Annotated in this window: 21 protein-coding genes; 15 read left to right on the plus strand and 6 right to left on the minus strand. The window is 66.6% G+C overall.

What is annotated here, in order from left to right; genetic code table 11:
• Nucleotides 1–65 precede the first annotated feature (65 nt).
• Nucleotides 66–1,193, plus strand: coding sequence for a molecular chaperone DnaJ (dnaJ, locus tag B2G71_RS18135; RefSeq protein ID WP_098108126.1), 1,128 nt, complete (start codon nucleotides 66–68; stop codon nucleotides 1,191–1,193).
• Between the two features lie 6 nt (nucleotides 1,194–1,199).
• Here dnaJ and B2G71_RS18140 read toward each other — a convergent pair whose 3' ends face one another.
• On the minus strand, nucleotides 1,200–3,524 hold the full coding sequence (locus tag B2G71_RS18140) for a patatin-like protein (RefSeq protein WP_098108186.1): 2,325 nt from the start codon (nucleotides 3,522–3,524) through the stop codon (nucleotides 1,200–1,202).
• Nucleotides 3,525–3,595: 71 nt separating this feature from the next.
• On the opposite strand from B2G71_RS18140, the gene radA reads away from it, so the two are divergent.
• The 8 genes from radA (at nucleotide 3,596) to B2G71_RS18180 (ending at nucleotide 11,554) form a co-directional block, all read left to right on the plus strand.
• Nucleotides 3,596–4,963, plus strand: coding sequence for a DNA repair protein RadA (radA, locus tag B2G71_RS18145; RefSeq protein ID WP_098108127.1), 1,368 nt, complete (start codon nucleotides 3,596–3,598; stop codon nucleotides 4,961–4,963).
• An 11-nt stretch (nucleotides 4,964–4,974) separates the two neighbouring features.
• Nucleotides 4,975–5,502 carry a CvpA family protein gene (locus B2G71_RS18150; RefSeq protein ID WP_098108128.1) on the plus strand — a complete coding sequence of 176 codons (528 nt, stop codon included), beginning with the start codon at nucleotides 4,975–4,977 and terminating at the stop codon, nucleotides 5,500–5,502.
• A gap of 4 nt (nucleotides 5,503–5,506) precedes the next feature.
• Nucleotides 5,507–5,926, plus strand: coding sequence for an iron-sulfur cluster assembly scaffold protein (locus tag B2G71_RS18155; protein ID WP_098108129.1), 420 nt, complete (start codon nucleotides 5,507–5,509; stop codon nucleotides 5,924–5,926).
• 44 nt (nucleotides 5,927–5,970) lie between these two features.
• Entirely contained in the window at nucleotides 5,971–7,632 is a 1,662-nt protein-coding gene (locus B2G71_RS18160) for an MFS transporter (protein ID WP_098108130.1), read from the plus strand.
• Nucleotides 7,622–8,665: an alanine racemase gene (alr, locus tag B2G71_RS18165; protein ID WP_098108131.1), complete on the plus strand. Its 1,044-nt coding sequence runs from the start codon at nucleotides 7,622–7,624 to the stop codon at nucleotides 8,663–8,665. The genes B2G71_RS18160 and alr overlap by 11 nt, the downstream gene beginning before the upstream one ends.
• A 95-nt stretch (nucleotides 8,666–8,760) precedes the next feature.
• Entirely contained in the window at nucleotides 8,761–9,345 is a 585-nt protein-coding gene (gene phaR / locus B2G71_RS18170; RefSeq protein WP_098108132.1) for a polyhydroxyalkanoate synthesis repressor PhaR, read from the plus strand.
• A gap of 59 nt (nucleotides 9,346–9,404) precedes the next feature.
• Nucleotides 9,405–10,946, plus strand: coding sequence for an aminoacyl--tRNA ligase-related protein (locus B2G71_RS18175; RefSeq protein WP_098108133.1), 1,542 nt, complete (start codon nucleotides 9,405–9,407; stop codon nucleotides 10,944–10,946).
• Between the two features lie 17 nt (nucleotides 10,947–10,963).
• Complete coding sequence (locus B2G71_RS18180) at nucleotides 10,964–11,554, plus strand: DUF805 domain-containing protein (protein WP_098108134.1); 591 nt, start codon at nucleotides 10,964–10,966, stop codon at nucleotides 11,552–11,554.
• 70 nt (nucleotides 11,555–11,624) lie between these two features.
• On the opposite strand, the gene B2G71_RS18185 is transcribed toward B2G71_RS18180, so the two are convergent.
• Complete coding sequence (locus tag B2G71_RS18185; RefSeq protein ID WP_168176408.1) at nucleotides 11,625–13,640, minus strand: M3 family metallopeptidase; 2,016 nt, start codon at nucleotides 13,638–13,640, stop codon at nucleotides 11,625–11,627.
• A 143-nt stretch (nucleotides 13,641–13,783) separates the two neighbouring features.
• Between B2G71_RS18185 and rnr the strand changes: the two genes are divergently transcribed.
• Entirely contained in the window at nucleotides 13,784–16,048 is a 2,265-nt protein-coding gene (gene rnr / locus B2G71_RS18190) for a ribonuclease R (protein WP_098108136.1), read from the plus strand.
• A 59-nt stretch (nucleotides 16,049–16,107) separates the two neighbouring features.
• Here rnr and B2G71_RS18195 read toward each other — a convergent pair whose 3' ends face one another.
• Complete coding sequence (locus B2G71_RS18195) at nucleotides 16,108–16,566, minus strand: universal stress protein (protein WP_098108137.1); 459 nt, start codon at nucleotides 16,564–16,566, stop codon at nucleotides 16,108–16,110.
• Between the two features lie 165 nt (nucleotides 16,567–16,731).
• On the opposite strand from B2G71_RS18195, the gene B2G71_RS18200 reads away from it, so the two are divergent.
• The 4 genes from B2G71_RS18200 to lpdA are packed head-to-tail and all read left to right on the plus strand — an operon-like array spanning nucleotide 16,732 to nucleotide 20,283.
• The gene (locus B2G71_RS18200; RefSeq protein ID WP_098108187.1) at nucleotides 16,732–18,072 is read left to right on the plus strand and encodes a pyruvate dehydrogenase complex dihydrolipoamide acetyltransferase; all 1,341 of its coding nucleotides are present in this window, start codon (nucleotides 16,732–16,734) and stop codon (nucleotides 18,070–18,072) included.
• A 2-nt stretch (nucleotides 18,073–18,074) separates the two neighbouring features.
• Nucleotides 18,075–18,464, plus strand: coding sequence for a hotdog domain-containing protein (locus B2G71_RS18205; protein WP_098108138.1), 390 nt, complete (start codon nucleotides 18,075–18,077; stop codon nucleotides 18,462–18,464).
• Between the two features lies 1 nt (nucleotide 18,465).
• Nucleotides 18,466–18,861: an acyl-CoA thioesterase gene (locus B2G71_RS18210; RefSeq protein ID WP_098108139.1), complete on the plus strand. Its 396-nt coding sequence runs from the start codon at nucleotides 18,466–18,468 to the stop codon at nucleotides 18,859–18,861.
• A 3-nt stretch (nucleotides 18,862–18,864) separates the two neighbouring features.
• On the plus strand, nucleotides 18,865–20,283 hold the full coding sequence (gene lpdA, locus B2G71_RS18215; protein WP_098108140.1) for a dihydrolipoyl dehydrogenase: 1,419 nt from the start codon (nucleotides 18,865–18,867) through the stop codon (nucleotides 20,281–20,283).
• A gap of 39 nt (nucleotides 20,284–20,322) precedes the next feature.
• On the opposite strand, the gene B2G71_RS18220 is transcribed toward lpdA, so the two are convergent.
• The 3 genes from B2G71_RS18220 to B2G71_RS18230 all read right to left on the minus strand — a co-directional run bounded on the left by B2G71_RS18220 (nucleotide 20,323) and on the right by B2G71_RS18230 (nucleotide 24,607).
• Nucleotides 20,323–20,646, minus strand: a complete 324-nt coding sequence (locus B2G71_RS18220; RefSeq protein WP_240530218.1) for a PilZ domain-containing protein — start codon at nucleotides 20,644–20,646, stop codon at nucleotides 20,323–20,325.
• 110 nt (nucleotides 20,647–20,756) lie between these two features.
• A complete protein-coding gene (locus B2G71_RS18225; protein WP_098108141.1) occupies nucleotides 20,757–21,839 on the minus strand; it encodes a phosphotransferase in 1,083 nt (360 codons plus the stop codon).
• Between the two features lie 131 nt (nucleotides 21,840–21,970).
• Nucleotides 21,971–24,607, minus strand: coding sequence for a CAP domain-containing protein (locus B2G71_RS18230; protein ID WP_098108142.1), 2,637 nt, complete (start codon nucleotides 24,605–24,607; stop codon nucleotides 21,971–21,973).
• Nucleotides 24,608–24,866: 259 nt separating this feature from the next.
• Between B2G71_RS18230 and B2G71_RS18235 the strand changes: the two genes are divergently transcribed.
• The gene (locus B2G71_RS18235; RefSeq protein ID WP_098108143.1) at nucleotides 24,867–25,178 is read left to right on the plus strand and encodes a septum formation initiator family protein; all 312 of its coding nucleotides are present in this window, start codon (nucleotides 24,867–24,869) and stop codon (nucleotides 25,176–25,178) included.
• Nucleotides 25,179–25,247 lie beyond the last annotated feature (69 nt).

A 25,247-nucleotide genomic window follows, 5' to 3' on the forward strand; every position in this document is an offset into this window, starting at 1 on the left:
AAACCGCGGCCGCCCCGGTGCGTTACGCGCCGGCGGCGGCTAGGTTGTCATAATGGGTGAAGACATTGTCCGCTGCTGAAATAGATTTCTACGAGCTGCTCGAGGTGGATCGCACCGCTGACGACAAGACGATCAAGTCGTCTTATCGCCGGCTGGCGATGCGCTACCATCCCGATCGCAATCCCGGCTGTCAGGATTCGGAAGCCAAGTTCAAGGCGATCAGCCAGGCTTACGAGTGCCTCAAGGACCCGCAGAAGCGGGCCGCCTACGATCGCTTCGGCCACGCCGCCTTCCAGCAGGGCGGTCCCGGCGGGGGCGGGGGCGGCGCCGAGTTCAGCGATATCGGAGACATCTTCGAATCGATCTTCGGCAGCGCCTTTGGCGGCGGCGGGCGCCAGCAGGCGCGGCGCGGCGCCGACTTGCGCTATGACCTCGAAGTCTCGCTCGACGACGCGTTCCACGGCAAGCGCGCCGAGCTGAACATCGAGGTCTCACAGACCTGTGACCCTTGCGGCGGGTCGGGGGCCGAGCCGGGCACCGGCACGCGGCGCTGCAACATGTGCGGCGGCCACGGCAAGGTCCGGGCGCAGCAGGGCTTTTTCGTGGTCGAACGCACCTGCCCGACCTGTCATGGGCGTGGCGAGGTGATCGAAACGCCATGCCGCGCGTGTCGCGGCGAGGGACGGGTCGACCAGCCCCAGCAGCTCGAGGTCAATGTCCCGGCGGGCGTCGATTCGGGCACGCGCATCCGCGTGACCGGGAAGGGCGAGGCCGGGCCGTTCGGGTCGCCTCCGGGCGATCTCTACATCTTCATCCACGTCAAGCGCCATGCGGTGTTCGAACGCGAAGGGACCACGCTGATCACGCGTGTGCCGATCACCTTCACCACCGCCGCGCTGGGTGGTTCGATCGAGATCCCCGGCATCGACGGCGAACGCATCGCGCTCGAAATCCCCGCCGGCATCCAGTCCGGCAAGCAGTTGCGCAAGCGCGGGCAAGGCATGCCGGTGCTGCAGGGCCGCGGCCGCGGCGACCTCGTCATCGAGATCACGGTGGAGACGCCGACCAAGCTCTCGAGCCGTCAGAAGGAACTGCTGCGCGAATTGCAGGAAACCGAGACCGGCGACGAATGCCCGCAGTCGAAGGGTTTCTTCGAGCGCATCAAGGACGCCTGGAGCGACTTGACCGAATAGGCCGGCTCAGCGCCGCATTGCCAGCACTTCCTCGCGGATCGCGCCGATCAGCGCGGGATCGGCTGTGAGGCGGTCTTCCTCCTCGTCGAGGATCGCCAGGAACGCATCGTGGCGGAAGCGGTCGAACGCGCGGTCGTGTTCGGGCCCCTCCGCGTCGTCGAGCATCGAGGTGATCAGGTCGATCATCCGCTCCGCGCCGTGAAGCCGTCCCCACAGATAGTCGTTCTCGCGATAGGCGCGGCTGAAGAAGGCACCGAAGTTGTGGAATTCGATCCCCCGCAACGTCGCCTTGGCGCCGCCCGAGCGGATCGCCGAGCAATCGTCGGGCGATATCCGGTCGACCTTGACCGGGTTGAACTCGTTCATCGTGTCGCCGCGCAGGAGCGGCATCGTCACCGTGTCGTAGAACGGGAAGCCGAGATAGCCGAGCAGCAAGCGGCGGCGAAAACTCGCCGGAAGTTCGCCGAGCACGTCGGACAGCATCGCATCGACCTGGCCGTCGGCCTCCGCGAGCGCGCGCCGCTCGGCGATCCGCGCCGTCACCGCGCCCGTGTCGGTCATGACATCGCGCGCCAGCAGCGCGAAATCGTCGCCCAGAACCGCCGTCGATTGCCGGTCGATGTAGAGCGACAGCGCGTCGAAGATTACGTCGCGGGTGTGATCGCGCATCGCCTCGTCCGCTTCGTCGTCGTCCTCGCGCTCGTGCGTTACCTGCCGTGCAAGGAGACGCAACCGGCGCACGCGGAAATCGATGTCGAACGAGCGGAAGAAGGTGATCGCCTCGCTCGAGGCGCCGCCACGCAGCGAGGACATGCGGTCGAGCCCGCGCCCGGCGAAGTAGGCGTGGAGCCTCGCGACGATCGTCTGCCACGACAGATCGCTGTCGGACGCGAACGCCTGCGCGACCTCTCGTCCCATGCTCTCGACGATCGCCATGTACTTGAGTTGCGAATAGCCGTGATAGGCGAAACCGGCCTGCTCCCACGCGGCCTGCTGCGACTTGGCGCGCCAGTTCGCGAGGCGCTTGGGCGTGGGCCGATCGAAAAACAGCGTGCGGCCGAACAGCTTTTCCACCGCGTCCTCGACTTCGGGCCGTACGGCGTCGATCACCGCGCGCAGCGTTGCCGTTTCGCGCGAGCGTTTTTCGAGCGCCTCGAGGTTGTCGCGGATCGGCTGCTCGCGCGGGATCGCCGAAAGTGAACCGAAGATCGTGGTGAAGAACCCCGGCGCTTCCGCGCGGGACGAGCGGTCGGGGTCGGTATCGGCCGGCACCGGATCGATATAGACGAAACGCCGGTCGAGTTCGCGGTGCGCGGGCCTTTCGCGCAACACCGAAATCGCGTCTCCGAAGGGCGCATTGACCAGCACCGATCCGTCGATCAGCGCGATCGCATCGACATCGCCGACGCGGACGTGCTCGGGCATCGTCCGCTTGAGGAACGAGGTTCTGGTCGGCCAGCCCTTGCCGGTCTCCTCGGCGAGACGATCGATCTCGGCGAGCATCAGCGGCGGGAACGCGCCGGGAAAGCTCGCGGTGGCGCGCGCGGCGAGCACGAGTTCGAACGGAGGCGCGAGCCGCCGTCCCGCCTCGGGGGGCACGTGCGCGCGAAAGCCGATCGTCAGGCGATGTTCGCTTTCGAGCACCAGCGGCGGGCTGTGGAGATACAGCGGCTGCAATTGCCCGGAAAAATCGGTCGCGGTGGCGAACAGGTCGAGCGGATGACCGGGCGGCAGAAGCGGCGGGCCCTCGGGGCTTGCCGCCATCGCCTCGAGCGCTTCGAAGATGAGGCGCGAAAAGCCGATGCCGCTGAACGGCGGCTCGAACCAGCGCGATCGGATCAGCCGCGAGAGCTTTTCGCGCACCTCCGCCGCGGTTTCGGGCGCCACGCTGCGCGACACTTCATTGCCGGGGCGATTGAGCAGATAGGAGACGAGAGGCGTCGCCCAGAACTTGGCCGCGCGCGAGACCGGCCGCGCGTCCGGATCGAGCAGCACGTCGACATCTGCTTTCGACAGCCACAGCTCGGTCAGCGGTTCGAGCGACTCGCCCGAATGGATCGCCTGGGCGAGGAACACCGAATTGATGCCCCCGGCGCTCGCCCCCGCGACGATGTCGGTCATCACTCGCAGGCGCAGGCCGTGCTCGTCCCGCAGCGTCTCGAACAGGCGGTTGTAGACTTGCTCGACCCCGCCACCGGGATTTCCGCCCGACCAGCTCGCCCGGCTCGCGCGCAGCACCTTCCACAATTCCTTGGTGACGCCGTGCATGTAAACCGCGAGGCTGATGCCGCCGTAGCAGACGAGTGCGATCCTCAGTTCCTTCTGGCGCATCCGCGATTCTTGGCGCATCTGTCCGCCGCTGGCAATTGCGTTCGTGCAATGTTCCGGTTAGGAACGCGCCCATGGCGAAACCGAAACGGCGATATGTATGCCAGGCCTGCGGCGGCGTGAGCACCCGCTGGCAAGGCCAGTGCGGCGATTGCGGCGAATGGAATTCGCTCGTCGAGGACGCGCCGCAGACGGTCTTTTCGGCCAAGCACGACTTGTCGAGCGGAGGCCGTCCGATCGCCTTCGAACCGCTCGACGCGCCCGGCGAAAAGCTCGAGCGGCGCACCAGCGGGCTCGCCGAATTCGACCGCGCTCTCGGCGGCGGGCTGGTGCCCGGATCGGCGATCCTGATGGGCGGCGATCCCGGCATCGGCAAGTCGACGCTACTGCTTCAGGCCGCCGCGCATGTCGCCAAGAGCGGCGCCGACGCGGTCTATGTCAGCGGCGAGGAAGCCGCCGGGCAAGTGCGGATGCGCGCCGAGCGGCTCGGGCTTTCCGACGCGCCGATCCGTCTCGCCGCCGCGACCTCGGTGCGCGATATCCTGACGACATTGGGGAGCATGGAGGCGCCCGCGCTGCTGGTGATCGATTCGATCCAGACGATGCATTCGGACCAGATCGAGGGCGCGCCCGGAACCGTCAGCCAGGTGCGCGGCTGCGCCTTCGAACTGATCCGCTACGCCAAGGAGAACGGCACGACGCTGGTGCTCGTCGGTCACGTCACGAAGGACGGCACGATCGCGGGACCGCGCGTGCTCGAACACATGGTCGACGTGGTGATGAGCTTCGAAGGCGAACGCAGCCACCAGTACCGAATCCTGCGCAGCATCAAGAACCGCTTCGGGCCGGTCGACGAAATCGGCGTCTTCGCGATGGAAGGAGCCGGCTTGCAGGAAGTCGCCAATCCCTCCACGCTGTTCCTTTCGGGCCGCGAGGAGCCGGTGCCCGGCAGCGCGGTGTTTCCGGCTATGGAAGGGACGCGCCCGGTTCTGGTCGAGATCCAGGCGCTGATCGTTCGCCTGCAGAGCGGGGCGACGCCGCGCCGCGCCGTCGTCGGTTGGGACAACGGCCGCCTCGCAATGCTCCTCGCCGTGCTCGAATCGCGCTGCGGGCTCAACTTCTCGAGCGCCGAGGTCTACCTCAACATAGCCGGAGGCTACCGCCTCGCCGATCCGGCCGCCGATCTGGCGGTGGCCGCCGCGCTCGTTTCCGCGCTCACCGACAAGCCGCTTCCGGGCGACGGCGTCTGGTTCGGCGAAATCTCGCTGGCCGGCGAAGTGCGCCCCGTCGCCCATTCATCGATCAGACAGCGCGAAGCGGCCAAGCTCGGGTTCGGCAAGGCCTTCGGTCCGGCCGGGCCGTCGGCGGTCGAGAAGGGGGTGCGCTTCACCGGCCTCGATCTTCTGCCCAAGCTCGTTGACCGAATATTGGCGAGTGCATAGTTGTCCTGACAATGGCTGGTTTCGACATTGCCGCATTCCTCTTCGTCGGACTCGGCGCGATTACCGGGTTCTTTCGCGGATTCGTTCAGGAAGTTCTGGGACTTGCCGCCTGGTTCCTGGCGATCGTCGCGATCCGCTATGGCCACGAGCACCTGACTGCCGCGATCGCGCCCGGTTTCGGATCGGACTCCGGCGCCGCCGTCCTCGCCTTTGCGATCCTGCTGCTGGTGCCCTACGCTGCGGTCAAGTTCCTGTCGCGCTGGGCGGGCCAGCGCAGCCGCTCCTCGGTGCTGGGCCCGGTCGACCGCGTGCTCGGCTTCGGGTTCGGCGCGGTCAAGGGCGTGATCATCGTCGTTCTTGCCTTTTCGGTGCTCGTGCTCGGGTACGACACCGTCTGGGGCGTTGCGGGGCGTCCCGACTGGATCACCCGGGCGCGGACCTATCCCTTCGTCAACGCGGCGAGCGAGGCGATGGTAACGATGATCGCCGAACAGCGCCGGGAGGGCGCCGACAACGCCATCGGCGTGAAGGGCGAATGACGGAATGAGCGCCACGGTCCTCTACACCCCCGACGTGCTGATGCTCGCGACCGAACTGTCGCGCTGGCGGCTCGAACCCGGCTTCGTCCTCGCGGGCGAGGCGCGCTCGCGCAGTTGCGGCAGCATGCTGCGCATGGGCGTCGATCTCGACGACCAGAACCGCATCGCCCGGCTCGGGATGCAATGCCAGGCCTGCGCGGTGGGCCAGGCGGCGGCCGCGATCTTCGCCGGGGCGGCCGTGGGACGCTCGCTCGAAGCGGTCGCCGACAGCGCCGATGCGATCGCGCGCTGGCTGCGCGGCGAGGGCGAACGCCCCGACTGGCCCCGGCTCGAAATCATAGACGCCGCCGCCGCCTATCCGGGACGCCACGGCGCGATCATGCTGCCGTGGACGGCGGCAAGCAGGCTGCTTCCCTCCGACTGACGAGCCGTTTAAAGGCTCGAGGCAGGGGACGCGAGGGAGCGACGATGCAACAAGGCACTGCGCACGACACCACCAAGGACCTGAGCACGTCCGACATCCGCCTTGTCATCGCGGCGAGTTCGGCGGGCACGATCTTCGAGTGGTACGACTTCTTCATCTACGGGACGCTCGCGGCCTTCGTCGGCAAGGCCTTCTTCCCGCAAGTCGGACCGACGCTGCAACTCCTGCTCGTATGGGCGGGCTTCGCCGTCGGGTTCGGCTTCCGCCCGCTCGGCGCGATCCTGTTCGGTTACTGGGGCGACAAGCTCGGGCGCAAGTACACCTTCCTCGTCACCGTCACGCTGATGGGCATCTCGACCGCGGGCGTCGGACTGGTTCCCACCGCCGAGTCCATCGGACTGTGGGCGCCGTTCATCGTGCTCGTGCTGCGCATCCTGCAGGGCCTGGCGCTCGGCGGCGAATACGGCGGCGCGGCGATCTACGTCGCCGAGCACTCGCCGCCAGACCGGCGCGGCTACTACACCGGCTATATCCAGGCGAGCGTCGTGGGCGGCTTCGTCCTGTCGATCGCGGTGGTTCTGCTCAATCAGGCGGTGTTCTCCGAAGCGGCGACCGCCGAGTGGGCCTGGCGCGTTCCCTTCCTGCTGAGCCTCGCGCTGCTCGCGATCTCGCTGTGGATGCGCCTGAAGCTGTCGGAAAGCCCGGTCTTCAAGGCGATGCAGGAAGAGGGCGAGATCTCGGGCAATCCCTTCCTCGAGAGCTTCAGCTATCCCGGCAACAAGAAGCGCATCTTCATCGCGCTGTGCGTCACCGGCATCCTGACGACGATCTGGTATACCGCGTTCTTTTCGGCGCTGACCTTCCTCAAGGGGCCGATGCGCGTCGATCCGACGACGGTCGAGGTCGTGATCGGCATTGCGGCGCTGCTCTCCATGGGGCTTTACGTGGTGGTCGGCCACTGGTCGGACCGGATCGGGCGAAAGCGACCCTTGGTGCTCGGCGCGATCCTCGCGCTCATTGCGCTGTTTCCGATATTCTGGGGCATGGGCGCGCTGGCCAATCCGGGCCTCCAGGCGAGCGCCAGGGCGGCGCCGGTCGTCGTGTCCGGCGCCGACTGTTCGACCGATCCCTTCGCCGACCTTTCGGGCAGCAGCATGAGCGATTGCGGCCGCCTGCTCGAGACGCTGACCGCGAGCGGCGTGCCCTACTCGATCGAGCAGGGCTCCGCGCTCGGTCTCACCGTCGGCGGCGAAAGCGTGGCACTTGCGCCCGCGTGGTTCGCCGCCGACGAGGCGAGCCGCAAGGCCGCCGACAAAGCGCGCAAGCAGGGCATCGAGGCGGCGCTGACCCGGCGCGGCTTCGACTTCGGCGTGCAGCATCCGGGCCTTCCGGCGCTGCTTGGCATCGGCGCGCTGCTGCTCTCGCTCGGCGGGCTGTCGGCACTCACCTACGGCAGCGTCGCCGCGCTTTTGACCGAGATGTTTCCGGCGCAGATCCGCTATAGCTCTATGTCGATCCCCTACCACATCGGCGCGGGCTACCTCGGCGGCTTTCTTCCGCTGATCGCCAGCTACATCAACGCGCTCACCGGCGATGCCTATGCCGGGATCTGGTACACCTGGGTGGTTGTCGCCGTCAGCCTGGTCGTTGTCGTCTTCGGCCTGAAGGGCGGTCCGCCGCGCGACTTCGAAGACGATGCCGCCTGACCCGCCGCCCGCGGCGCTGCGGCTCGAAATCGACGGCGATGCGCTCGCGGCCAACTGGCGCGGTCTCGATGCCCTGTCCGGCGAGGCGCGCGCCGGGGCGGCGGTCAAGGCCAATGCCTACGGCCTCGGCGCGCGCCGTGTGGTGGAACGGCTCGCGAACGAAGGCTGTCGCGATTTCTTCGTCGCGCACTGGGGCGAGGCCGGGGACCTACTCGGCGTCGTCGAGCCCGCCTCGATCGCCGTGCTGCACGGGCCGATGACCGATCGCGACTGCGCCTACGCCAGGGCAACGGGCGTGCGGCCGGTCATCAATTCGCTGGCCCAGGCGCGGCGCTGGACCGCCGCGGGCGGCGGGGCCTGTGACCTGATGATCGATACCGGCATGAACCGCCTCGGTCTCGCCGCAAGCGAAATCGGCGACGAGGCGGTGGGCGCGCTCGATATCGAGGTCCTGCACTCGCACCTCGCCTCGGCCGACGAGGACGTGCCGCTCAACGACCTGCAGCAACGGCGCTGGGCGCAGGCGCGCGTGCATGTCCCGCATCGCCGTGCCGCGCTCGCCAACAGCGCGGGCATTGTGCTGGGAGAACGCTTCCACGGCGAGCTCACGCGGCCGGGAATCGCGCTCTACGGAGGCGTCCCGTGCGTCGCGCTGTCAGGGGCGATCCGGCAAGTGGCGCGGCCGGCGGCGGCGGTGATCCAGGTGCGCGAAATCGAGGCAGGAGAGGGCGTGGGCTATAACACGGTGTTCGTCGCGCCTCGCGCCATGCGGATCGGCACGATCGCGGTCGGATATGCCGACGGATATCTTCGCTGTTGGTCGAACCGGGGAGAGATGCGTTCGCGCGATGGCACCGTACCGGTGATCGGCCGCGTCAGCATGGACATGACCATCGTCGACCTCAGCGACGCGCCGACGGTCGGCGAGGGCGACTGGCTCGAAATCGCCTACAACCTGCCTCGCGCGGCCGCCTCCAGCGGCCTCTCGCAGTACGAATTGCTCACGCTTCTCGGGAGCCGCTTCGCGCGTTGAAAGTCGAGGAGAATCCGCCTTTGCTGCGCAGCACAATGTTGCGTTGCGGCAACGGCTGGTGCTATACTCACCGATTATACAAATGGGGATATGCGATGGCTGAGGCAAAAGGCAAAGACGACGACACCGTCATTATCAAGAAATACGCCAACCGGCGACTCTACAATACCCGCTCTTCGAGCTATATCACGCTTGACCACCTGGCGAAGATGACGCGCGAGGGCGTGGAGTACAAAGTGCTCGATGCGAAGAGCGGCGCGGACATCACTCATACCATTCTGACGCAGATCATCATGGAGGAGGAATCGAACGGCGAGCAGATGCTGCCGGTCAATTTCCTGCGCGAGCTGATCAGCATGTACGGCAATTCGATGCAGTCGCTGATCCCGCACTACCTCGAGGCGTCGATGGACAATTTCCGCGCCAATCAGGTGAAGCTGCACAAGGCGTTCGAGGACAGCCTCGGCAACAATCCGCTCGCCAAGCTGGCCGAGCAGAACATGGCGATGTTCAAGGTCGCCGCGTCCGCGTTCATGCCCGGCGCGGAAAAGGGCGAGGGTGGCGCGGCGTCCGCTACGCCCGCCACGGCGCCGGCCGAATACGAGAGCGGCAGCGACCTCGCCACGCTCAAGGAACAGATGGCGGCGATGCAGAAGAAGCTTGACGAACTGGGCAAATAGCCGCCAGCGCTTCCCGCCTCGAAACCGTCAGCCCACCCCGATTCAGAAAGCGCCTGTCCGTGTCCGCCATCCGTCACGCCCTCTCGATCAAACGCGAGGACGACTTCGCCCAGTGGTATCAGGAAGTCATTTCCGAAGCGGAGATGGCCGAGGAGTCCGGCGTGCGCGGCTGCATGGTGATCAAGCCGTGGGGCTATGGTATCTGGGAGCGCATCCAGCGCCTGATGGATGACCGGATCAAGGCCGCCGGCGTCCAGAACTGCTATTTCCCGCTGTTCATCCCGCTCTCCTACTTCGCCAAGGAAGCCGAGCACGTCGAAGGCTTCGCCAAGGAAATGGCGGTGGTCACGCACCATCGCCTGATCGGCGACGGCGAGGGTGGTCTGGTGCCCGATCCCGAGGCCAGGCTCGAGGAACCGCTGATCGTACGGCCGACCTCGGAGACGGTGATCGGATCGGCCATGTCGCGCTGGGTCCAGTCGTGGCGCGACCTGCCGCTGCTCACCAACCAGTGGGCCAACGTCGTGCGCTGGGAGATGCGCACGCGCATGTTCCTGCGCACCAGCGAGTTCCTCTGGCAGGAAGGCCACACCGCCCATGCGAACCGCGACGACGCGATGGCCGAAACGCTGCGCGCGCTCGAGATGTACCGCGATTTCGCCGAGACCGAACTGGCGATGCCGGTGATCGCCGGGGAGAAGCCGGAGAACGAGCGCTTTCCCGGCGCGGTCGCGACCTACTCGATCGAAGCGATGATGCAGGACGGCAAGGCGCTCCAGGCGGGCACCTCGCACTACCTCGGCACCGGCTTCGCGCACGCCGCCGGGATCCAGTACCAGGACCGCGAGGGCACCCAGCAGTTCTGCCACACCACGAGCTGGGGCACCTCGACGCGGATGATCGGCGGCGTCATCATGACGCATGGTGACGACGACGGGCTGCGCGTCCCCCCGATGATCGCGCCCCAACAAGTCGTGATCCTGCCGATGCTGCGCGACAACGACGAGGACGAGGCGCTGCTCGCCTATTGCGAGGAATTGCGCGCGGCGATAGCGGCGCAGTTCGCGCTCGGCGAACCGGTGCGCGTGCTGCTCGACAAGCGTCCCGGCAAGGCGACGCAGAAGCGCTGGTCCTGGGTGAAGAAGGGCGCCCCGCTCGTCCTCGAGATCGGCGGGCGCGACGCGGCGGCGGGACAGGTCTCCATGCTGCGCCGCGACCGGCTGTGGAACGAGGCGGGCAAGCCGAATTTCCAGGCGCTCGGCCGGGACGAGTTCCTGACCCGCGTCATCAGCGAGATCGAGCAGTTCCAGGCCGTGCTCTACGAGGAGGCGCTCGCTCGCCGCGACGCCAATATCGTGCGCGACATCGACAGTCTCGATGCGCTCGCGGCGTTCTACGCCGAGGACAAGCGCTATCCGGGCTGGGCCGAAGTCTCGTGGGCGCGTCCGACCGGCGAGGAGCTCGAAGGCGTGGTCAAGACGCTCAAGGAGCACAAGCTCACCGCGCGCAACGTGCCGATGGACGATCGCCCGGTAGAAGGCACCTGCATTTTTACGGGACGTCCGGCTATCGAAAGGATATACATCGCTCGCGCCTATTGAGGGCCGGGAGATGATCCATGCTCGCAGCGGTGAAATACAATCTTGCCCACCTCGTCAATTTCGAGGGTCGGGACGCACGTCAGACGTTCTGGTACTACGTGCTGTTCCTGTTCATCATGCAGTACATACTCGGCTTCGTGGTGGCGATCCCGGTTTTCGGCTCGATGTTCGGTGAGATCATCAACGCGGCCACGAGGGGGGCCTCCGAGGTCGAGACCGAGGCCATGTTGATGGGCCGCATGGCATCGTCGCTGCGCATGACGATGAACGTGCAACTGGCGCTGGGCTTCGTGTTCTGGCTGCTGCTCGTGGCGGCCTTCGCGCGCAGGCTGCAGGATTCGGGCAAGCCCGGCTGGATCGCCTTCGCGACCTTCGCCCTCGCCATCGCCGGCCAGCTCTACGGCTTGTGGTACGCTGGCAGGTTGATCGACAGGATGGCCGTGCCCCCCGGCGGCGGCAACCCGGTCATGGCAATGAATGGTATGCGCGGGCAGGTTCTGGGTATGAGCCTGTTCGGCTGGCTCCCCACGATCCTGGTCGTCGGTTTCGGCATCCTGCGCTCCGACGAAGGTCCCAATCGTTACGGTGACGAGCCCGTGCGCTTCTGAGCCGTTTCGCCCCGCACTTCGGGTTCGCGCCGGGACGAGACGGTCTCGCCCCGGCGCGAACCATCCCGCGCTACTTGTCCTTGGCGATTTCGGCCTTGTAGGCGTCGAGCGTGACATCGCGCCCGAGGAAGTCGTGCACCAGTATCGCCGCGGGCTTGGCGCCGCCCTGCGACAGGACCGCATCGCGATAGGCGCGCGCGGTCGCCGTGTCGCGCAGCCCTGCGCTCGCGAAGCGGGTGAACAGATCGTCGGCGATCACTTTCGACCAGCGGTAGGTGTAATAGATCGCCGAATAGCCGTTGAGGTGGCCGAACGCATCCTGCATCTGCACGTAGTCGGGCATCTCGATCAGCGCATAATCGGCGTACCACTTGCGCGTCGCGGCGCCGAGATCATCGGGCACGGGGTTCTTGTGGAACTGCAGCGAGATGTTCGAGTAGCCGAGCTGCACCATGTCGCCGAGGCCGAGATTGAAATAACGCGCCTTGTTCATCTTCTCGACCAATTCGCGCGGGATCGTGTTGCCGTCCTCGTCCACCGCGAACTTGGCGAGCGTATCGTAGTCGTAGACCCAGTTCTCGAGCATCTGCGAGGGGGCCTCGACGAAATCCCACTCGGTCGCGACGCCCGATTGCCCGAACCAGCGGTGCGTCCCGCCGAACATGGCATGGAGCATGTGGCCGAACTCGTGGAGGAAGGTCTCCACGTCGCTGTGTTCCATCAGTCCCGTGGTGTGATCTCCCTTGGGCAGGTTCATCACCAGCGCGCCGAGCGGCGCGGCGGCGCCGTCCACGCCCGGACGCAGCGGGATCATGTTGGCGTGGCTGTATTTGCCGGGGCGGGGATGGGAATCGAAGTAGAAACGGCCGATGACCTTGCCGTCCTCGACCATTTCGTAAGTCTCGACCTCGGGGTCCCAGACCGGGGTGTCCCAGGGCCGGATCTCGACCCCGAACAGGTCTTCGGTGAGCCGCAGGATACCGTCGCGCACGTTGTCGTAGGCGAAGTACCGCCGCGCTTCCTGCGGATCGTAGTCGTAATACTTCTGCTTGACCTTGGGGCTGAGCCATCCGGTCTGCCAGTACTTCACGTCGGTCGCGCCGGGCTTCAGCTCCTGAAGCACCGCGAGGTTCTTGGCATAGTCGCGCTGCGCCGCGGGTCGGGCCGCCTCCGCCATCTCGGAGATCAGCGCCTGCACCTTCGCGGGCGTATTGAGCATCTTGTCCTCGAGCACGAGCGCGGCGTAGTTCTCGCGGCCCAGCATCTCGGCCAATTCCTGCCGCAGCGAGAACAGCTCCTTGAGCAGCGGATCGTTCTCGGGATAGGCGCGCCGGTTGTAGACCTCGCTGAAGCGGCGACGCAGGTCGTCGCTCTCGGCGTAGGACATCACGGGCTTGTAGTCGGTATAGTCGGTCGAGATCTCGACCAGTCCATCCTCGCCGGGTTGGTGCGCGGCAATGAAGTCCTTCGGCAGACCGGCGAGTTCCTCGGGCTTCACCTTCAGGACTTCGCGGCCGTTGGCGATGTTCGTCTCGAACTGGGTGCCCACTTCGGAAATGCGCTCGTTGATCTGCTGCACCTTGGCCCGGCCTTCCTCGTCGAGCGAGACGCCGCTGCGCTCGAAATCCCCGAGCGTCTTCTTGAGGTAGAGCGCGGTCTCGGCATCGGCGCCGCTCGCGTCGATCGCCTTGAGGCGGTCGTAGATCGGCCGCGACAGGCTGAGCTTGCTGGCGAGCTTGCTCAGTTCGACGGTGCACGACGAGCCCGCCTCGCGCCGTTCCTCGTCGGCCATGACCTGGTGGTAGAGCTCGAACTCGCCCGAACCCGCGGCGATCAGGGCGGTGATGGCGTCAAACCGCGCGAGCGTGCCGTCGATCGTGGCTTTGCCGGTTTCACCGGCCAGCGCGTTTTGCCGCTTGCGGATCTCGTCGAGATAGACCGCGCACTTGGCGTTGAGCGTCTGCGCATCGGGCGCTTCGGCGAGGATCGGCCCCGCCGTTTCGAGAACCTCGGTCTTCGCGGCGAGTGCCGGCGACGCGGCGAGCGTGGTTGCGGCAAGCAAACCACCGGCCAAAGTGCGTTTCATCAACTGTGTCTTCCCTGAGCTTGATCGCATCTCTTAAGCAAATTCGCGCCTCGCGTTAAAGGGTGGCTTTCAGGGCCATCAGGATAACTTCCGCGCCAGCGAGCGCCATTGCGGCTCGGCGGCGCGAGGCCTAGATCGTCGTGATGAAGCCCACGCGTCCCCAGCCCGGCCTGCCGTCCCGGCAGCAGATTCTCGAGTTCATCCGCGACAGCGCGGACCCCGCCGGAAAGCGCGAGATCGCGCGCGCCTTCGGGCTCAAGGGACAGGAGAAGATCCAGCTCAAGGCGCTGCTCAAGGACATGGCCGAAGAGGGGCTGATCGACGGCAAGCGCACCGCCTATCATCGCATGGGCGGCGTGCCCAAGGTGACGGTGCTGCGCGTCGTCGATGTTGACGAGGGCGACGCGATCGCGGTGCCCGATACCTGGCAGCCCGACGACGCGACGCCTCCGCCGCGCATCCGCCTGATCGAGAAGAAGGGCAGGGGCGGCGCGCTGAGCAAGGGCGACCGGGTGCTGGCGCGCACCGAGGAATCGAACACGGGCTGGCGCGCCTACCCGATGAAGAAGCTCGCCGTGCGCGAGGAGCAGGTGCTCGGCGTCGTCGAGATCGACGCCGCGGGCAAGGCCTGGCTCGCGCCGGTCGATCGCCGCATCCGCCACGCCTCGCCGATCGCCGATCTCGGTGGGGCCGAGAAAGGCGAACTCGTGCTGGCCGAGCCGGCCGGACGTTCGCCGCGCTCGGGCGTGAAGGTGACCGAGGTGCTCGGCGAACCGCTCGCGCCGCGCGCCTTCAGCCTCATCGCCATTCACAAGCACGGCATCCCGCACGTCTTCTCTCAGGAAACGCTCGACGAGGCGCAACGCGCCGCGAAACTGCCTCTGAGCGCGGAGCACCGCGAGGACCTGCGCCACCTGCCGATCGTCGCCATCGACCCGGTCGACGCGCGCGACCATGACGACGCGATCTGGGCCGAGCCCGACGGCGAGGGCGGTTTCCGCGCGCTCGTGGTCATCGCCGACGTCTCGTTCTACGTCCGTCCGGGCGGTGAGATCGACCGCGAGGCGCGCAAGCGCGGCAACTCGGTCTACTTCCCCGATCGCGTCGTGCCGATGCTGCCCGAAGTGCTGTCGGCCGACGTGTGCTCGCTGCGCGCGGGCGAGGACCGCGCGGCGATGGCGTGCCACATGCGGATCGACGCGCTCGGCAAGGTTACCGACTGGCGGTTCACCCGCGCGCGGGTGCGGATCGCCGAGGTGATCGCCTACGAGGATGCGCAGGCGCGGATCGACGAAGGCCGGGCCGAAACGCACCTCACCCGCTTGTGGGACTGCTGGCGCCTGCTGGAAAAGGCGCGCGAGGACCGCGACCCGCTCGAACTCGAATTGCCCGAGCGGCGCGTGGTGCTCGACGAGAAGGGCCGCATCGCCGAGATTGCCTTGCGCGAGCGGCTCGACGCGCACCGCGTGGTCGAGGACTTCATGATCGCGGCCAACGTCGCGGCGGCAAAGGCGCTCGAGGCCAAGGTCGCGCCGGTGGTCTACCGCGTCCACGAGCCGCCGAGCCGCGAGAAGCTGATCGCGCTCAAGGACTATCTCTCCACGTTCGGGCGCAAGCTGGCGATGGGGCAGGTGATCACGCCGGGCCTGTTCAACCGCATGCTCAAGGATGTCGCCGACGATGCCGAGAAGGCGCTGATCATGGAGGCGGTCCTGCGCAGCCAGACGCAGGCCTACTACGGACCGCGCAACGCCGGACACTTCGGCCTCGCGCTCGCCTCCTATGCGCACTTCACGTCGCCGATCCGGCGCTATGCCGATCTGCTCGTGCACCGCGCGCTGGTCGACGGGTATCAGCTCGAACAGCCCGTGCCCAAGGCGGACCTGCCCAGGACATCGGGCCTTTCGGATCGCGATCGCGATGACCTCGGCCGCGTTACCGACGCCATCAGCAAGGCCGAGCGCCGCGCGATGGAGGCCGAGCGCGATACGATCGACCGCTATGTCGCGGCGTGGCTCTCGGCGCGGGTCGGCGAGGTGTTCGAAACGCGGATCACCGGGGTGCAGAAATTCGGCTTCTTCGCGACGATCCTGGGGCTGGGCGGTGACGGGCTGGTCCCGGTCTCGACGCTGGGCAGCGAGCGCTTTCACTACGATGAGCGCACGCAAGCGCTCTCGGGCGAGGAGACCGGCACGCAGTATGCGGTCGGCGACCGCCTGCGGCTGCGGCTCGCCGAGGCCAATCCGCTCACCGGTGCGCTCAAATTCGAGCTGGAGGAAGGCGGCAGCGCCCCGGTCGAACCGCGCGGGCGGCCGTTGCCGCTCAAGAAGCGCGGCGGGCACATGGTCGGCAAGCGCGGTCGGCCTGCGAACATTCGCCACAAGGGCAAGGGCAGGGGCAAGCGCTAAGCCAGATACGCAAGGGACGAAGTCGGGCCCGACCGCGCGGCACGGACGGCAGTCCGGCGTCAGTCGGCCAGGCGCTCGAGATCCTCGGCGCCGAGATGGCCTGGGATGACGAAGACCGGGCAGGGCATCTTCGAAGACGCCGCGCTGGTGAAGTGCGAGACGAGCGGACCGGGGCCGCCTTCCTTCGCCGCGCCGAGCACCAGCGCGGAGACTTCGGGATGCTCGGCGAGATATTCACGCACGATCTTCACGTCCTCGCCCATGCGCACCGAGATGAGCGGCATCTTTCCGCCTTGCGAAAGCAGGTTGCCGGCGGCGGCGGTAGCAAGCGTCTCGGCACGGGAGCGCGCTTCTTCCTCGATCGTCGCCTGGACGCCTCCGAAGGCATTGAACGGCTGCGGCGGAACGAGCGAGAGCAGATGGACGGTGCCGTCGGTCTTGGCGGCGCGGCGCGCGGCGAAACGCAGGGCGACGAGCGCTTCCTCCGTATCGTCGACGATGACCAGATAGACGCGCATTGCCACCCCTCCCTTTGAGCGCGCTATATCGCGGCTATCGAATGGCGACGCAAGGGACCAGCGACGAGGCGGTCTTAGCTGGGTGCTTGCCCCGGGCGGTCGAATTGTCCAAATGAGCCCTGACCCAGCATCGCAATGCCGGCCAAGAGGGATTCCGAACCGATCATGCCCATCGAGATCAAGATGCCCGCGCTTTCCCCAACGATGGAGGAGGGCAAGCTCGCGAAATGGCTCGTCAAGGAAGGCGACGAAGTCTCTTCCGGCGACATCATGGCCGAAATCGAAACCGACAAGGCGACCATGGAATTCGAAGCCGTCGACGAGGGCACGATCGGTAAGATCACCGTTTCCGAGGGTACCGAAGGCGTGAAGGTCGGCACGGTGATCGCGCTGCTCGCCGGCGAAGGCGAGGATGCATCGGAGATCGAGGCGCCTGCCGCGAAGGCTCCGGAGCCCAAGCCGGAAGCGGCCAGGAGCGAGGCGCCCGAAGCAGAAGCTCCAAAGGCTCAGGCTCCGAACGCGGAGGCGCCAAAGGCGGAACCGGCTCCCGCGCCTGCTTCCAAGCAAACCCAGGAGGGACGTATCCTGGCCTCACCGCTCGCCAAGCGCCTCGCCGCCGAGAAAGGCGTCGACCTCGAAGCCGTCTCGGGCAGCGGCCCGCACGGGCGGATCGTCAAGGCCGATATCGAGGCCGCGAAGGCAGGCACCGCCAAGGCCAAGCCCGCGTCCGCGCCGGTCGCCGCCAGCGGCGCGGCCGAAAAGCCCGCGACCGTCGAGATGGCCGCCGACACCCGCGCGCTGCTCGACGATCGCATCCCGCACGAGGTCGTCTCGCTTTCGGGCATGCGCAAGACGATCGCCAAGCGGCTGGCTCAGTCGATGCAGCAGGCGCCGCACATTTACCTCACCGTCGACATCCGGCTCGACAAGCTCATGGCGATGCGCGCCGAACTCAACGCCGCGCTCGAAAAGCAGGGCGTGAAGGTCTCGGTCAACGACATGCTGGTAAAGGCGCTCGGCAAGGCGCTGATCGACGTGCCCGAATGCAACGTGACTTTCGCGGGTAACGAGATGATCAAGTATGCGCGGGCCGACATCTCGGTCGCGGTCTCGATCCCCGGCGGGCTCATCACCCCGATCGTCCAGGACGCCAACGGCAAGTCGTTCTCCGAAATCGCCAGGGCGACCAAGGACCTCGGCCAGCGCGCCAAGGACGGCAAGCTCAAGCCCGAGGAATACCAGGGCGGCACCGCCTCGATCTCGAACATGGGTATGATGGGGATCAAGCAGTTCACCGCGGTGATCAATCCGCCGCAGTCGACGATCGTCGCGATCGGCGCGGGCGAGAAGCGGCCCTGGGTCATGCCCGACGGGTCGCTCGGCGTCGCCACGGTGATGAGCGCCACCGGCAGCTTCGATCACCGCGCGGTCGACGGCGCCGATGGCGCGCGCCTGATGGCCGCATTCCGGGAATACGTCGAAAGCCCGCTGGGGATGGTCGCCTGACGATGGAAACGGTCGGCGGCGAACTGGTGATCCGCGTCACGGCGATGCCGACCGACCTCAATCCCTATGGCGGCGTGTTCGGAGGCTGGTTGATGTGCCAGCTCGCGCTGGGCGCGAGTTCGCTGGTAACACGGCGCACGGGCCTCAAGGCGGTGGTCGTCGGGGCCACCGATTTCGGCTTCCCGGGAGTGATGCAGGTGGGCGACGAGCTCAACGTCTATGCCGAAGTGACGCGGACCGGGCGGACCTCGATCGAGGTGCGCACGCGCGGGTTCGGCCGCGCGCGGGCGAGCGAGGCGCAGACCGAGGTCGCCAACGGCAGCTTCACGTTCGTCGTGCTCGACGCGCAGGACCGGCCTTGCCCGGTCGACGCGGCGATGCGGGTGGCCTGAGATGAGCGTCGGCAGCCTCGAGGATGCGAAGCGCGATCCGGTGATCCGCGTGACCGCGATGCCCGCCGACACCAATGCCTATGGCGACATCTTCGGCGGCTGGCTGCTCAGCCTGATGGATTCGGGCGCGGGGCTGATGGCCGCGCGTCATTCGCGCGGGCGTGCGGTCACCGTCGCGCTCGACGGGATGACGTTCCACCTTCCGGTCGGCGTCGGCGACGAAGTCTCGGTCTATGCCGAGATGGTCAGGCTCGGCCGCACGTCGATGACCATCGGCGTCGAGGCCTGGCGGCGGCACAGGACGGAAGACGAAGCAGTCAAGGTAACCGAGGCGACGTTCACGTTCGTCGCGATCGACGATGCGGGCCAGTCCCGCGTAATTCAGCAGGAGAGTTAATCAGTGGCAGATTCCTACGACGTCATCGTCCTCGGCTCGGGCCCCGGCGGCTACGTTTCGGCGATCCGCTGCGCCCAGCTCGGGCTCAAGACCGCGATCGTCGAGCGCGAGCTGCTCGGCGGCATCTGCCTCAACTGGGGCTGCATCCCGACCAAGGCGCTGCTGCGCTCGGCCGAGATCATGCACTACATGCAGCACGCCAAGGACTACGGACTCAAGGCCAAGGAAATCGAGGCCGATCTCGAGGCGGTGGTGAAGCGTTCGCGCGGGGTCGCGGCCCAGCTCAACCGCGGCGTCACGGGACTGATGAAGAAGAACAAGATCGCGGTGCACATGGGCACCGGCAAGCTCACCGCGCCGGGCAAGATGACCGTCACCGACTCCGAGGGCAAGACCAGCGAGCTCGAAGCCAAGCACATCATCATCGCGGTCGGCGCGCGCGCGCGCGACCTGCCCAAGGCCAAGGCCGACGGCGAGCGCATCTGGACCTATCGCCACGCGATGACGCCCAAGGAAATGCCGAAAAAGCTGCTGGTGATCGGCTCGGGCGCGATCGGCATCGAGTTCGCGAGCTTCTACAACGACATGGGCGCGGACGTCACCGTGGTCGAGATGATGGACCGCATCGTCCCGGTCGAGGACGCGGAGGTCTCGGCGTTCCTCGAAAAGGCGCTGAAGAAGCAGGGCATGACGATCATGACCAAGGCCAGCGTCGGCGACATCAAGCCGGACGGCAAGGGCGTGAAGGTTTCGATCAAGGACAAGGACGGCAAGGAAGAAACCACCGAGTTCAGCCACGTCATCGTCGCGATCGGCATCGTTCCCAACGTCGAGAACATCGGCCTGGAAGATCTCAACATCGAGCCCGACAAGCGCTTCCACATCAAGACCGACGGCTATGGCCGCACCAACGTCAAGGGCGTGTGGGCGATCGGCGACTGCGTCGACGGGCCCTGGCTGGCGCACAAGGCAAGCCACGAGGGCGTCACCGCTGCCGAGGCGATCGCGCAGGAAATGGGCAACAAGGAGGTCCACCCGCACGCGCTCGACAAGGCCAACATTCCGGGCTGCACCTACTGCCATCCGCAGATCGCCTCGGTCGGCCTCACCGAAGCCAAGGCCAAGGAGGCGGGCTACGAGATCAAGGTCGGCAACTTCCCCTTCATCGGCAACGGCAAGGCGATCGCACTCGGCGAGCCCGAGGGTTTCATCAAGACCGTTTTCGACGCCAAGACCGGCGAACTGCTTGGCGCGCACATGATCGGCGCGGAAGTGACCGAGCTGATCCAGGGCTATGTCGTGGGCAAGACGCTCGAGACCACCGAGGCCGAGCTGATGGACACCGTGTTCCCGCACCCGACGCTCTCGGAAATGATGCACGAATCGGTGCTCGCCGCCTACGGGCGCGTGCTGCACATGTGAGGCGAGGGGCGGGGGCGCCCGGCGTCCCTGCCGCGCGGTTCAGCCCGCGCGCGAGGCGCGCACGATGTGCTCGAAGACCGCGACGTGAAGCGGCTCGGCGAACTCGCAGCCGACCGCGCCGTCGCGAACCCAGCGGATCTGTGCGCTCAGCAACTGCAGGCCGGGAATGCGCACGCGTAGCGGCACTTCTGGCCGCGCGTCCGGCAGGCTCGCTATGCGGAAGCCGGCCGGCGAGAGGTCGTCGAGGCGCGCGCGCTTCCAGGGCCGGGTGCCCTGCCGCACCTCGCAGATCAGCGCCACGCCGACACGCGGCGAACGCGGCGAAACCGCTTCATCGTGCGCCTTGATCGACTGGTGCTTCAACGGTTCCTCCTGCCTTGCGCCACGGGTTAGGCCGGGTAGATTACGATGGCGTTAGCAGGAGCGGCTAAGCGGGCCTGTCGACGGCCCTAGGGTCTTTACCTAGGAGCCGCTCACAAGGCTTCGAACTTGCCGATCGTATCGTGATCGAGCATCGCCGCGCAAACGCGCAGCATGTTCGCGGTGTTGACGGTTTCGGGCTGGTAGCGCGATTCGGTCGTCATCCATATGAAGTGCCCGTAGAGCAGGAACACCGCATACTGGTGCATCGCGTCCTCGAATGCCGGCGGGGCAACGCCGTTACGCTCGAGTTCGGCGAGATAAAGCCTGACGAGTTCGCCTTCCCAGGCTTGCCGATCTGCGACGTCGACCGAGGCGGAGACGTGGTAGGAAACCTCGAGCATGCCAGCGCCGATGCTCGCGAGCGTGTCGAGGAAACCGGGCGTGCCGTCGGGCTCGATATAGAGATTGCCGAGGTGGGTGTCGCCGTGAAGCAGGCACTGCGCCTGTCGTTTGCCGTAGGCCATCATCTTCGGCCAGCACTCGACCATCCAGTCGCGATCGCGGAAGCGCCACGACGTCGCCACCCCGCGCGGGAGGTCGCAGAAGCGCGCCCAGTTCTCGGGCGAGGATTTCTCGTCGAAGAAGTGCTGCATCACTTCGAAGAAATCGAAGAAATCGCCGAACCGGCCGCCGGGGCGGATCGCGTCGCTCTCCCAGGTTCCGGCGTGGAAGCGCGCGAGCACGGTCAGCCGCCGGGCCATCTGCTCGAAGCTCTGCGGTTTGGTGGCGTGGCAGAACTCGACGCCCTTGGCGACGAGGTCTTCCATGATGATGATCCCCTGCCGCCGCTCTTCGTCGGTCTCGGCGAAGAAGCAGCGCGGATGGGGCAGGGGCACGTGGGGATAGACGTCGCGATAGCCGCGCACTTCGCGCTCGTGCATCTGGTAGTAGCGCCGGCCGTGCTCCTCGAACCCGCCCTTGACGATGACCAGTTCGGGGATGCCCGCCGCGATCGCGGCCGGGTTGCGATCGAGCCTGAGCCTGATCTTGCTGCAGGTGGTGAAGACGGCGTCGACCACTTCGATGCCCTCGACCGCCGCGCCTTCGGCCCGCGTCCGCAGCGCCGCGCTCACCCACTCTGGCGTGATCTCCTCCACCGTGACGGGCAGCGGCAGATACGACGGATCAGGCATGCGAAGTCTCCCGGGTGGCGTCGTTCGTGACGGTCCGTATCTGGGCTAGCTGTCGGGGTGACGGGGTAAAAGGGCGCAAGCTCGAACGCCCCGGCGCATCGTTCTCGTGGACAATGCGCCGGGGCGACGCGTCATGCGAAGGTGATGAAGTTCCAGCCCGCCGCGGCTTCGGCGGTCTGTTCGCTGTAGATCGCGTCGCTCGGCTGGACGACGTCCTCGAGCACGATCTGCGCAAAGTTGGAACCGTTGTTGAACGTGATCCGCAAGTCGTTGCTCACGCCGTCGCTGCCCTCGGCATAGCTCCCGTACGAGAACTTCGACGCGTCGGCGTTGTCGACGATGATACGATCATCAGCGTCGAAATTGACCAGCACCACGTCGGTCGAGCCGTTGGCATCGTAGGTAATGTCGAGCGCCGCGTCGGGATCGAGTTCGAGCGTCGAAACGGTGTTGGCGCCATAGCTTTCGAGTGCGATGTCGCCCGAGACCGGAACGCCCCCATCGCCCGCTCCGGTACCGTCGAGCGCTGTGGCCGTGACCTCGCTCGTGCCCGAGATCGTGCGGTCGCCGATCATCGCGCTGCCGGTATCGGTGTCGATCCGTAATTCGAGCGTGATGCCGCCGAAGTCGATGTCCATGCCCACCGGCCCGATCGGGATGCTCGCCTCGACACTGTCGGAAAACAGCACCACCGTGGAGCCGTCGAGATAGGCCGAGAACGCTTCGGGCCCCTCGAGCAGGTGCAGCGTATCGCCGCCCTGGTTGAACGAGGGATCGAACTCGAGGTCGCCATGGGAATGGCTGATGTCTTCCGCGCCCGCCTTAGTGCCGAAGACCGAAACGTCGCCGCTGGTGGCCACTTCGGCGCCCGCCGCGAGCGTCAGCGTGCCTTCGGCCTGCGGATCGATCGTTCCTTCGAACGTGACGGTCTGGGCCGGTGTGTCGATCACGAGCAGCGAGCTCGTTACCGCTTGCGTGCCGATCAGCACCACGCCCGCGTCGACATCGTAGACCAGTTCGCGTGTGCCGTCGGCGAAACCGAGAATATTGGCCACCGGTCCGATCGGGATCGCCACTTCGGAATCGCCGTCGGAAATGACGACGCTCGATCCGACGAGCTTGACCGCATAGTGCGAAGCGTCGCGCGTGAAGCGGATCACGTCGCCGCCACGGTTGAACGAGGGGTCGAAGGTGATTTCGCCGGCAACGTCGAACAGGGTGATATCCTGGTGGTCCGGCGTGCCGAAGATCTTGCCGGTGCCGCCGATCATCGCGGTGTAGCCGTCCTCGCCGATGAGCGAGAAGCCCGGCTCGTCCGCATAGACCGCGGGCGAACCCGGGACCGTGCCAGGCAAGAAGACGTCACCAGACCCGGCATCGTCGCCGCCCGTGTCGGAGCCATCGCCACCTGTGCCGGAGCCATCACCGCCCGTGTCGGACCCGTCATCGCCCGCGTCGGAGCCGCCGTTGCCCGGGTCGGACCCGTCGTCGCCGGTGTCCGATCCATCATCGCTTCCCGGCGCGCCTCCGTCATCCGGATTCGATCCGTCGTCCGCCTCGCTCCCGGCGCCCGCGACCAGCGCGGCCGACGCGGCGCTCCAGTGATAATCGCCGTCGGCAAAGCGCAGCGTCTCGATGTCCTCCAGCGTATCGGTGCCGTCCGCGCTGCTCGATACCGTGAGCGTCGTGCCGGTCATGGTGACCGTGTAGAGGCCGTGCGCGCCCGAAAAGATCGCGACGTCGGTGCCCGCGCCGCCGTCGAACCTGTCGCTGCCAGAGGTGCCTTCGAAGGTCTGGCTGCCCGCGCCGGCCGAAAGCGTCAGGCCTTCGATTCCGAGCGCCTTGATCGCGCCCTCGAACCCGTCGACCGCGATCGAGCCCGAAGTGAGCAGGGTGTTGCCGTCGACGACGTCGAGCTTGAGGTTCTCTGAGATCGTCGTGTTGACGGTCACTTGCGAGGAAAGCCCCGCGCCCGAGAGCACGATCGCCTTCGCGCCGGTGCCGGATTGAAGCGAATATCCGCCGGAGGCGTACGTCGTGACCGAGGAACTGCCAATCGAGACGACCAGGTCGCCCCGGCCCTCGCCGACCGAATAGAACCCGTCATCGTCGAGGTCGGAGTAGGCGACGCCCGTCACGAAGGTATAGCCGCGATTGCCGAAATCCTGCGTGATCACGTATTCGCCGACGTCGGTGCGCGAATCCGTCTCGCGGGTGACCGCGATGCCGACTTCGGTGAAGCCGCCCGACATGATGTTCTGGCGGTGGCCGGCGGGGTCCTGGATGCCGTCGCCGATCTCGTCGTAGTCGCTGTCGACGCGGCCATCGACGACGTCCTCGTCGTCATAGCCCCAGTCGACCATGAACCCGGCGTGGCCGTAGAGAAGACTATCGGCGAATGCGTAGATGTTTTCGCCCGCCGAGCGGTAGGGATAGCCCGCGTCGGTGAGCCGCTGGCCGAACCCCGGCTCGTTGGGGAGCTGGTGCGCCTGCTGGTCGGCGCGGATCATCGCGGCGTTGTGATATTCGGCGGCATCGCCGAGCGCCTCGTTCCAGGCGAGCGGCGCGGCCGGGTTCAGCGCTTCGTACTGGGCGAGCAGCGCGTTCGCATCGACCCCGAAAGCGCGAAAGGCGTTGCGGATCGCGCTGTCCTCTATCGAGAGCGGATCGTAGGATGCGATGTAGCGGGCGGCGTTTCCAAGCGGATCGAGCCGCGCGTCGTTGATCAGTTCGAGCAAGTATTGTTCTTGGGCGCTGGGCGCAACCATGATCAAAGAGTCCCTTAAATGTCAGCGATTTCGCTTTCGGCCGGATAAACCGCTATCATGAATAAAGCCTTACTCGGGACATTCGGCCGACCCGGGAATGCGGCCGAACCGGTACTGCGGGAGATGGTCCGGACCCACTTGTCCACAGCTCGCTGGCACGGTTCGTCGCAATGGCGAGACGGGCGCATGTGCAATCGGCGCGTGAAACGCTATCGCATTTTTCTTGCAACGCAGATTTAGCTGTGATTCAAGATAGTTCATGGGCGTTATGCGGCACGAACCTAAACTGGCGAGGGAAACGGTTAAGCAGGGCGTCGCGCTCGTCTGCCTGCTGTTCCTGGGCGGTGTGGCGATCGCCGGACCGAGCGGCCTGATCGCGCTGGGCGAACAGCGCCGTATGCTCGAACAGCGTGAGCAGCAGGTCGCCGCGCTCTCGCAGGAACGCGATCGTCTGCGCAATCGCGTCGACCTGCTCGACCCGAAGCATGCCGATGCCGATCTCGCCGGCGAACTGCTGCGCAGCGAGCTGAACGTCGCGCATCCCGATGAAATGGTCATGCTTCTCCGCTGAGCGGTCATCGCGCGCTGGCCAAACTCGCAGTTTTGCCTTCGCGACGCTTCCGTGCGGCGGCGCTAGCGC

Origin of the sequence: Novosphingobium sp. PC22D, from assembly GCF_002556635.1 — a bacterium.
Taxonomy (GTDB): Bacteria; Pseudomonadota; Alphaproteobacteria; order Sphingomonadales; family Sphingomonadaceae; genus Novosphingobium.

Excerpts from the sequence above, each read along its gene's own strand:
- B2G71_RS18140 (WP_098108186.1), bottom strand. The coding sequence starts at position 3,524 with ATGCGCCAGAAGGAACTGAGGATCGCACTCGTCTGCTACGGCGGCATC.
- radA (WP_098108127.1), top strand. The coding sequence starts at position 3,596 with ATGGCGAAACCGAAACGGCGATATGTATGCCAGGCCTGCGGCGGCGTG.
- B2G71_RS18150 (WP_098108128.1), top strand. The coding sequence starts at position 4,975 with ATGGCTGGTTTCGACATTGCCGCATTCCTCTTCGTCGGACTCGGCGCG.
- B2G71_RS18155 (WP_098108129.1), top strand. The coding sequence starts at position 5,507 with ATGAGCGCCACGGTCCTCTACACCCCCGACGTGCTGATGCTCGCGACC.
- B2G71_RS18160 (WP_098108130.1), top strand. The coding sequence starts at position 5,971 with ATGCAACAAGGCACTGCGCACGACACCACCAAGGACCTGAGCACGTCC.
- alr (WP_098108131.1), top strand. The coding sequence starts at position 7,622 with ATGCCGCCTGACCCGCCGCCCGCGGCGCTGCGGCTCGAAATCGACGGC.
- phaR (WP_098108132.1), top strand. The coding sequence starts at position 8,761 with ATGGCTGAGGCAAAAGGCAAAGACGACGACACCGTCATTATCAAGAAA.
- B2G71_RS18180 (WP_098108134.1), top strand. The coding sequence starts at position 10,964 with ATGCTCGCAGCGGTGAAATACAATCTTGCCCACCTCGTCAATTTCGAG.
- B2G71_RS18185 (WP_168176408.1), bottom strand. The coding sequence starts at position 13,640 with ATGAAACGCACTTTGGCCGGTGGTTTGCTTGCCGCAACCACGCTCGCC.
- rnr (WP_098108136.1), top strand. The coding sequence starts at position 13,784 with ATGAAGCCCACGCGTCCCCAGCCCGGCCTGCCGTCCCGGCAGCAGATT.
- B2G71_RS18195 (WP_098108137.1), bottom strand. The coding sequence starts at position 16,566 with ATGCGCGTCTATCTGGTCATCGTCGACGATACGGAGGAAGCGCTCGTC.
- B2G71_RS18200 (WP_098108187.1), top strand. The coding sequence starts at position 16,732 with ATGCCCATCGAGATCAAGATGCCCGCGCTTTCCCCAACGATGGAGGAG.
- B2G71_RS18205 (WP_098108138.1), top strand. The coding sequence starts at position 18,075 with ATGGAAACGGTCGGCGGCGAACTGGTGATCCGCGTCACGGCGATGCCG.
- B2G71_RS18210 (WP_098108139.1), top strand. The coding sequence starts at position 18,466 with ATGAGCGTCGGCAGCCTCGAGGATGCGAAGCGCGATCCGGTGATCCGC.
- B2G71_RS18225 (WP_098108141.1), bottom strand. The coding sequence starts at position 21,839 with ATGCCTGATCCGTCGTATCTGCCGCTGCCCGTCACGGTGGAGGAGATC.
- B2G71_RS18230 (WP_098108142.1), bottom strand. The coding sequence starts at position 24,607 with ATGGTTGCGCCCAGCGCCCAAGAACAATACTTGCTCGAACTGATCAAC.
- B2G71_RS18235 (WP_098108143.1), top strand. The coding sequence starts at position 24,867 with ATGGGCGTTATGCGGCACGAACCTAAACTGGCGAGGGAAACGGTTAAG.